The sequence below is a fragment of the Pedobacter rhizosphaerae genome (assembly GCF_900111155.1).
Lineage (GTDB): Bacteria > Bacteroidota > Bacteroidia > Sphingobacteriales > Sphingobacteriaceae > Pedobacter > Pedobacter rhizosphaerae.
Genome location: NZ_FOGG01000026.1, coordinates 63,552 through 64,040, shown reverse-complemented (window position 1 = coordinate 64,040; position 489 = coordinate 63,552). Strand labels below are relative to the sequence as shown.

1 protein-coding gene is annotated in these 489 nt (G+C 38.0%); it reads left to right on the top strand.

The genetic code is table 11. The features are described from left to right. The coding region (locus BMX11_RS17970; protein ID WP_175474608.1) for an ATP-binding protein at positions 1–220 on the top strand (220 nt) is incomplete at its 5' end. Positions 221–489 lie beyond the last annotated feature (269 nt).

Below are 489 nucleotides of genomic sequence, written 5' to 3'. Positions count from 1 at the left end.
TAAGCCCCTAAGCAATGATGCCAGGATAGCAATACTCGATATTCTAGAGGATAGATACGGCAACGGCGCGACAATAATAACCTCACAGCTCCCGGTGGATAACTGGTACAACTTTATAGATGAACCAACACTTGCAGATGCAATTATGGACAGGCTGTCAGCATCTGCTCACAGAATTGCACTTACGGGCAAATCCATGAGAAATAAAAAAAATCATTAAGTTTACAGAATATCGCTTTGTCCAAAAGTGATATGGTTTAAAAGTTAGTGCTAAAGCCAGAACCAAACTGGTGCACTATGCCTCGGAATGTGGTGTACTTTGTTCGGAATAATCAGCTTAACTGTTGAATTGCTTAATTGTTGCCTGCAAACTGTCTAGTACAAATCAATCTTCATAACACAAACTATCTTAACTTCCCTTAACTTCTTAATGTTGGAAAGATCAATGCTTGTTACTGTTTAATTGTTGAATTGCTTGATTGCTTAATT